1 protein-coding gene is annotated in these 622 nt (G+C 59.0%); it reads left to right on the forward strand.

Going from position 1 to position 622, the window contains the following annotated elements:
* Positions 1 to 75: 75 nt before the first annotated feature.
* Positions 76 to 622 (forward strand): IS1595 family transposase (locus CJZ82_RS17540; RefSeq protein ID WP_233130372.1); only part of this gene is annotated, 547 nt, incomplete at its 3' end.

Here is a 622-nt window from a genome sequence, read left to right on the forward strand (position 1 = left end):
ACTTGATTAGGCAGCAAGCTCCGCCAGCAGGCCTTTTTGGTCTAAGCTAGTACGCATGTACCAGGCGTGCCTGTCATGGCCATGAATCGGATCCAGTTCCAGCCCGGCCTGTCGCTGCCCAAGTTCATCGATTTATACGGCACTGAGCAGAAATGTGAGACTGCCCTGGAGCAGGCCCGGTGGCCCGGTGGTTTTCGTTGCCCACGTTGTCAGGGCAAGGAGTACGGGCTCATCCATGGCAGGCGGCACAAGCGCTATCAGTGCCGGAACTGTCGCCACCAGGCCACGCTTACGGCCGGCACCATATTGGAGGCGACCAAGTTACCTCTGACCACCTGGTTCCTCGCCTTCTACCTGGTTGGACAGGCCAAGACGGGCATCTCCTCACTCGCTCTGAGGCGCCATCTCGGAGTGAACTACCGAACTGCATGGTTGGTTCACAACAAGATCATGCAGGCGATGAAAGAGCGTGATGGCGCCTATGTCCTGCGAGGAAGGGTGCAAGTTGATGATGCCTACCTTGGCGGAGAACGCTGTGGTGGCAAGGCTGGTCGTGGATCAGAGAACAAGCTGCCGATAGTGGCGGCCGTCTCTCTCGATGAGTCAGGCCACCCCCGGCACG

Source organism: Synechococcus sp. 1G10 (assembly GCF_002252625.1).
GTDB lineage: Bacteria > Cyanobacteriota > Cyanobacteriia > PCC-6307 > Cyanobiaceae > Regnicoccus_A.